At 59.8% G+C, this 6071-nt stretch carries 7 protein-coding genes; 2 read left to right on the top strand and 5 right to left on the bottom strand.

Annotation, left to right across the window (positions count from 1 at the left end; genetic code table 11):
• Positions 1 to 150: 150 nt before the first annotated feature.
• The 5 genes from cysB to ACNFCJ_RS23700 form a co-directional block, all read right to left on the bottom strand.
• Positions 151 to 1125, bottom strand: a complete 975-nt coding sequence (gene cysB / locus ACNFCJ_RS23720) for an HTH-type transcriptional regulator CysB (RefSeq protein WP_037003999.1) — start codon at positions 1123 to 1125, stop codon at positions 151 to 153.
• A 106-nt stretch (positions 1126 to 1231) separates the two neighbouring features.
• Positions 1232 to 1732 (bottom strand): universal stress protein, encoded by a 501-nt coding sequence (locus ACNFCJ_RS23715; protein ID WP_416773848.1) that lies wholly within the window; start codon positions 1730 to 1732, stop codon positions 1232 to 1234.
• Between the two features lie 123 nt (positions 1733 to 1855).
• Positions 1856 to 2761, bottom strand: a complete 906-nt coding sequence (locus ACNFCJ_RS23710) for a 5'-nucleotidase (RefSeq protein ID WP_416773847.1) — start codon at positions 2759 to 2761, stop codon at positions 1856 to 1858.
• 2 nt (positions 2762 to 2763) lie between these two features.
• Positions 2764 to 3720, bottom strand: a complete 957-nt coding sequence (locus ACNFCJ_RS23705; RefSeq protein ID WP_416773846.1) for a putative 2-dehydropantoate 2-reductase — start codon at positions 3718 to 3720, stop codon at positions 2764 to 2766.
• A complete protein-coding gene (locus ACNFCJ_RS23700; RefSeq protein ID WP_416773845.1) occupies positions 3720 to 4106 on the bottom strand; it encodes a thioredoxin in 387 nt (128 codons plus the stop codon). Before ACNFCJ_RS23700 ends, ACNFCJ_RS23705 begins: the two co-directional genes overlap by 1 nt.
• On the opposite strand from ACNFCJ_RS23700, the gene ACNFCJ_RS23695 reads away from it, so the two are divergent.
• Together ACNFCJ_RS23695 and ACNFCJ_RS23690 are read left to right on the top strand one after the other, a co-directional pair.
• A complete protein-coding gene (locus ACNFCJ_RS23695) occupies positions 4105 to 4518 on the top strand; it encodes a PilZ domain-containing protein (RefSeq protein ID WP_099524323.1) in 414 nt (137 codons plus the stop codon). The genes ACNFCJ_RS23700 and ACNFCJ_RS23695 overlap by 2 nt on opposite strands.
• 195 nt (positions 4519 to 4713) lie before the next feature.
• Positions 4714 to 5790 (top strand): 3-deoxy-7-phosphoheptulonate synthase, encoded by a 1077-nt coding sequence (locus tag ACNFCJ_RS23690; RefSeq protein ID WP_179576477.1) that lies wholly within the window; start codon positions 4714 to 4716, stop codon positions 5788 to 5790.
• Positions 5791 to 6071: the final 281 nt, after the last annotated feature.

Here is a 6071-nt window from a genome sequence, read left to right as displayed (position 1 = left end):
GCTGCTGACCTGAGCGCTGCACTTTGCATCATTGCACTAGTAAAAACACAAACGCCCCGAATCAATCGAGGCGTTTGTATTGAACCGGTTCAGTTCAGAACGTTTTCACACGGTCTGCATTGAGCGCCATTTTTCGTTTCAAAGCAGGCTTCAGTGCATCGGCAGTTCGACGCCGCTGAACAACTCTTCCAGTTCGGACTTGTTGTGGCACTGCACGGCTTTGGCCAGCATGTCGCGGGTCAGGTGCGGGGCGAAACGCTCGATGAAATCGCACATGAAGCCACGTAGGAAGGTACCGCGACGGAAACCGATCTTGGTCACGCTGGGCTCGAACAAGTCATCGGCATCGAGCACCACCAGATCCGGATCGAGCTTGGCGTCGACAGCCATCTTGGCCACGATGCCCACACCCAGGTTCAGGCGCACATAGGTCTTGATCACGTCGGCATCGGCTGCGGTGAACACCACCTTGGGCGTCAGGCCACGATGACTGAAGGCCTCGTCCAGTTTCGAACGACCGGTGAAGCCGAATACGTAAGTGACGATGGGGTGCTCGGCCAGGGCTTCGAGGGTCAACTTCGGCAGCTTGGTCAGCGGATGCCCCTGCGGCACCACCACGCAGCGGTTCCAGCGGTAGCAAGGCATCATGATCAGGTCGTTGAACATCTCCAGGCCTTCGGTGGCGATGGCGAAATCCACGCTGCCGTCGGCCGCCATTTCGGCGATCTGCGTCGGCGTGCCCTGATGCATGTGCAGAGCGACGTCTGGGTACTGCTTGATGAACGCGCTGATCACCGGCGGCAGGGCATAACGGGCCTGGGTGTGGGTGGTGGCGATGGACAGGGTGCCCTTCTTCTCGTTGGAGAACTCCTGGGCAATCTGCTTGATGCTCTCGACCTTGCGCAGAATCTCGCCGGCCGTTGTGATGATGCGCTCCCCGGCTGGGGTCACGCGGGTCAGGTGCTTGCCGCTGCGGGCGAAAACTTCCACGCCCAGCTCATCCTCGAGCAAGCGAATCTGCTTGCTGATCCCTGGTTGCGAGGTGTACAGGCTCTGAGCGGTAGCCGATACGTTGAGGTCGTGGTGCGCAACTTCCCAGATGTAGCGCAATTGCTGAAGCTTCATATGTTTCCCTCAGAGCAGTAAGGCAGGCCAACAGCCGCCAACGCCGTATATAACCATATTATTGGTTTAATAGAACAGCCTAGAACGTTTTATTATTTACCCCTTCTTACAAATCCCCATACCCACGGTGTTGCAGCATGGGCACCAGATACACCGGTGCTTCCGACAATTGCACGATCCGTGCGGCGGTGCGACCCAGCGGCACGGCCAAGTCCGCACCATGGCTATGACTGCCTACGACCAGCAGATCCACCCCAAGTTTCTGCGCCTCCTCAAGAATCATCGCCGGCGGGTCCCCCTGCAACACCCGCACAGCACGAATCAGTTCGAGATCCTGCTGAGCATCACCCAACTCGTCGCGAAATCCCTCCAGCACACGCTGCTCGATGCTGGCCATGACCGTGCTCAACCCATTGCGACGAAGCTCCCCGAGGGTTTCTTCATCCAGGTAGGTCTGGAGTACGGACTCAGCGAACAACCCCATGGGTTCAACCGCATGCACCACATACAGATCAGCCTTGAAGCTACGGCTCATGGCAAGGGCGTGCTGCAGCACATAGGAAGCATAAAGCCCCAGATCGGTGGCATAGAGTATCGAACGGATCACGCGGCCTCCTCGACTGCTGGCGCAGGCCCTTTATTGAGCTTAGCAGCGCATCAGACAAAGCAAGATTGGCAGCGTTATTTAGGACGAATGGCTATATGCAGGCGCTTGAGCGCCAGCATCGGCTCAGGGCAGCAACTCGTTGCTCACCCCATGCGGGACATGACCAGTGGCGACCACTTGGCGCGTCTTTTCGCAGTGTCCGGTCTGATCGTCGAAGAACACGTCGGCGGCGAAGGCTTCGAGCACCGCCGACTTGTCCAGCCCACCGAGGAAGAAGGATTCGTCCAGACGAATGTTCCATTCCCGCAGGGTGCGAATCACCCGCTCATGCGCCGGCGCCGAACGTGCGGTCACCAACGCGGTACGGATCGGGCAGTCTGCCTCGGGAAACTCCTGCTGCAGGCTGTGCAGAGCCGCCAGGAAGGGTTTGAAAGGCCCGCCCAGCAGCGCCTGCCTTGCGGCTTCGCGCTCATGATCCTGGAAGGCGTTGAGACCGCCACTCTGGTAGACGCGCTCGGAATCGTCGGAGAACAGCACGGCATCGCCATCGAAGGCGATGCGCAGTTCGTTGCTGTTCGCCCGCCGCGCGCCACCGGAAAGCAGCGTGGCTGCGCCGAAACCGGCCTTCAGTGCATTGCGCACATCGTCGGCATGAGTAGACAGAAACAGATGACAGCCAAAGGCTGCCAGATAAGGATCGGGGCTACGACCACCTACGAAGGCGGCGCGGGATATGCCGAGCCCGTAGTGCTGGATCGAGTTGAACGCACGCAACCCGGTATCGGCACTGTTGCGCGACACCAGGATGACTTCCACGCGCTGCTCGCTGAGACGCGTGTTGAGCCCCAGCAGCTTCTCCACCAGGGGAAAGGCGTCGCCCGGCATCAGCACTTCGTCTTCATGCTCGATCTGATAGCGGCGATAGGCCTCCACGCCTTCGCTTTCGTAGATCTGGTGGCTTTCGCTCAGATCGAAAAGCGCCCGCGAAGAGATCGCCAGCACCAGTTTGCCCCCCAGCCCCTTACCCATATTTAGGCCTCCTGGCGAGCCTGAATGAACCGCAGCGCCTGATACAGAGCGCGCACCTTGAGCATATCGAAACCCACTGCGTCCGCAGCCGCCAATGGCGCCTCGTAGATGGCATGCAGTTCCGCCACGCGGCCCTGAGCGAAATCGTGGTACATGCTCGGCAGGTAATCGGGCATGCGCTGAGTGGCGGCCAGCAATTTGTCGGCGTAGCTGTCCGGCATGCTGTAGCCCAGCGCCTGAGCGGCCTGCACCACCTCCTGCATCATGTCAGCGATCAACGCACGACTGTCGGGATTGCCCATCAGGCGCTGCGTGTCGGCATCGAGCAACACCGACAGGCCGTTATAAGGGATATTCCACACCAGCTTCTGCCAGCGCGTTTGCGCCAGATCGCGCATCGCCGCCGAATCCAGGCCGGTGCTGCGCAGCAGGTTGGCGCCCTCCTCGGCCAGCGCCAGGCGCGCCTCGTCATCGGCCAGAGGGCCCGAGTGATAGGCCAGGTTGATCGCCCCCAGCGCCTGATGTTCGATCACGCCCGGGGCACTACGATGAACGCAGATGTAGCAGAGCCCGCCCAGCAGGTGCAACTCGTCGGGCAACAGTGGGCGCAGCTCATCTTCCACTGCCAGGCCATTTTGCAGCAGTACCACCTTGGCGCCTGCCCCTGCAGCCTTGGTAATCAGCGGCGCCAGCTCGGCATTGGCGGTGGTCTTGGTGCCCACCAGCAACCAGTCGCAAGGCGGCATGTCGTCGACATGCTGGTAGGCCTGTACCGGAGCCAGGCTCAGTGCACCATGTACCGCACTGTTCAACTGCAGGCCTCGCTCGACCACCGCGCCATACTCGCTGCGCAGCAGAAAGTGCACGTCATGGCCAGCGCGAGCCAGCATCGTTCCGTAGAAACCGCCAATGGCACCGGTGCCGATAATGCCAATACGCGGCGTGGGGGATTGAGACATCAGGGAAGCTCCTCAGCCGGGCGAAGCAAGGCCTCGCCCAAGGCGTTAACCAGATCGGAGTGAGTAAGACGTGCGTGCAATGCGCCAAAGAAATGACCGTCCTTGACCAGAAACAGCGCCGGTAAGTGGAATACCTCGTAGCGCGTCACCAATCCGGCGTTGTGCCCTGCATCGACCCAGCACAGGCGCTCTATTGGCAGTGGCATACCAGGCAAGGTCTGACGTGCCCAGCGGCAGCTGGCACAGCCCGTGCTTGTGAACACCAGCAGCGACGCACCGGGAAGGTCGAGCAGGCGGCGATCAGCATCCAGATCGGTCAATTCCAATTGCGTCGCTATACTGAATTCACTGATGTCAGTTTGCCTGCATTGAAGGTCGGTGTTCATGCGTAAGTTTCTGCGTCATCCAAGCGACATGCCGGTAGAACTGGTACTGCGCAAACAAGCCTGCATTCCCCGGCAACGGCTGAACAATATCAGCCTCGGCGGCGTCGCGTGCAACTCGTCGCGGGGGTTTCGTCGCGGTACCTCGGTGGAGCTACGTATTCCCCTACTAGGCGACCAGGCCCGCTATCCCGGCGTCGTGGCCTGGTGTCGGCGGCAGGAGGGCGATTATCTGGTGGGCATCGCCTTCATCGATGAAGACACCTTGTTTCGTGCGCGTATGGTCGAGCAGGTCTGCCAGATCCAGCATTACCGGCAACAACTCGAACATGAGTCAGGCCAGCCCATGGCCATCGAGCAATGCGCTCAGGACTGGATCGCCAAGCATGCTGCGGAGTTTCCCTATCTCGCCTGAATAAACCCTCTGCAGGGGCAAAACCCCACCTCATACTGCCAATCTATGAGGCTAATTGGACTTCACGCCCATTGTCGCGCAGCCCCGTACGCGCTAAGGTTCGGCTCCCCCTGCACCAACTAGCTGTGCACCGCCATAGGGGATCGCTGGCGGCCGGCACCCGTGACCTGACGACCTGACCCGATGAATAGCACGATGGCTGATTTACCGATCGACGACCTCAACGTCGCCTCCAACGAAACGCTGATCACCCCCGATCAGCTCAAACGCGAAATCCCCCTGACCGATGCTGCACTGAAGACCGTTGCCCATGGTCGCCAGGTGGTACGTGACATCCTCGACGGCAAGGATCATCGCCTGTTCGTGGTCGTCGGCCCTTGCTCCATCCACGACATCAAGGCCGCTCACGAATATGCCGAGCGCCTCAAGGTGCTGGCTGCCGAGCTGTCCGATAGCCTGTTCCTGGTCATGCGCGTGTACTTCGAGAAGCCGCGTACCACGGTCGGCTGGAAAGGCCTAATCAACGACCCCTACCTGGATGACTCGTTCAAGATCCAGGACGGTCTGCACATCGGCCGCAAGCTGCTGCGCGACCTGGCAGAAATGGGCCTGCCCACCGCCACCGAGGCGCTCGACCCGATCTCCCCGCAGTACCTGCAGGACTTGATCAGCTGGTCGGCCATCGGTGCACGCACCACCGAATCCCAGACCCACCGCGAAATGGCCTCGGGCCTTTCCTCGGCCGTTGGCTTCAAGAACGGCACGGACGGCGGTCTGACCGTGGCCATCAACGCCCTGCAATCGGTTTCCAGCCCGCACCGCTTCCTCGGCATCAACCAGGAAGGTGGCGTATCCATCGTCACCACCAAGGGCAATGCCTATGGCCATGTGGTACTGCGCGGCGGCAACGGCAAGCCCAACTACGATTCGGTCAGCGTTGCCATTTGTGAACAGGAACTGACAAAAGCCGGCATTCGCCCGAACATCATGGTCGATTGCAGCCACGCCAACTCCAACAAGGACCCGGCCCTGCAGCCACTGGTTCTGGAGAACGTGGCCAACCAGATTCTCGAAGGCAACAACTCCATCGTTGGCCTGATGGTCGAGAGTCACCTGGGCTGGGGCAGCCAGTCGATTCCGAAGGATCTCGGCGACCTCAAGTACGGCGTATCCATAACCGATGCCTGTATCGACTGGGATACCACCGAGAAAAGCCTGCGCAGCATGCATGCCAAGCTCAAGGACGTACTGCCCAAGCGCCCTCGCGGCTAAGAGGCTGTCTACAAAATGGCTGCACTTGGCAATACTGCGTTGAAAACGATCTCGAAATGCTCATTTAGAGCACGTAAACTCCGCTTTCTCGATCGTTTTCGCCTTGTCTTGTCTTCGTTCGCCTATCTTGTAAACACCCTCTTGGATCGCAGCAGCAATGAAAACGCCGGGCAATGCAGACTGTGTGAAAACCTAGCAGTCTGAGTGCAAGGTGAAGACAATGCCTCTATCGGTCGATAGGGGCATTGTCGTTTATGGGCTATATCCAAGGTGAAGATCGG

The sequence above is a fragment of the Pseudomonas sp. NY15364 genome (genome assembly GCF_048068235.1).
In the GTDB taxonomy this organism is placed as follows: domain Bacteria; phylum Pseudomonadota; class Gammaproteobacteria; order Pseudomonadales; family Pseudomonadaceae; genus Aquipseudomonas; species Aquipseudomonas mendocina_D.
The sequence above is the reverse complement of the archived record's forward strand: the minus strand, read 5'-3'. Positions and strand labels throughout refer to the sequence as shown.

Bases quoted from the DNA above. Each gene is read 5' to 3' on its own strand.
- cysB (WP_037003999.1), bottom strand. From the start codon at position 1,125: ATGAAGCTTCAGCAATTGCGCTACATCTGGGAAGTTGCGCACCACGAC.
- ACNFCJ_RS23710 (WP_416773847.1), bottom strand. From the start codon at position 2,761: ATGGGTAAGGGGCTGGGGGGCAAACTGGTGCTGGCGATCTCTTCGCGG.
- ACNFCJ_RS23705 (WP_416773846.1), bottom strand. From the start codon at position 3,720: ATGTCTCAATCCCCCACGCCGCGTATTGGCATTATCGGCACCGGTGCC.
- ACNFCJ_RS23695 (WP_099524323.1), top strand. From the start codon at position 4,105: ATGCGTAAGTTTCTGCGTCATCCAAGCGACATGCCGGTAGAACTGGTA.
- ACNFCJ_RS23700 (WP_416773845.1), bottom strand. From the start codon at position 4,106: ATGAACACCGACCTTCAATGCAGGCAAACTGACATCAGTGAATTCAGT.
- ACNFCJ_RS23690 (WP_179576477.1), top strand. From the start codon at position 4,714: ATGGCTGATTTACCGATCGACGACCTCAACGTCGCCTCCAACGAAACG.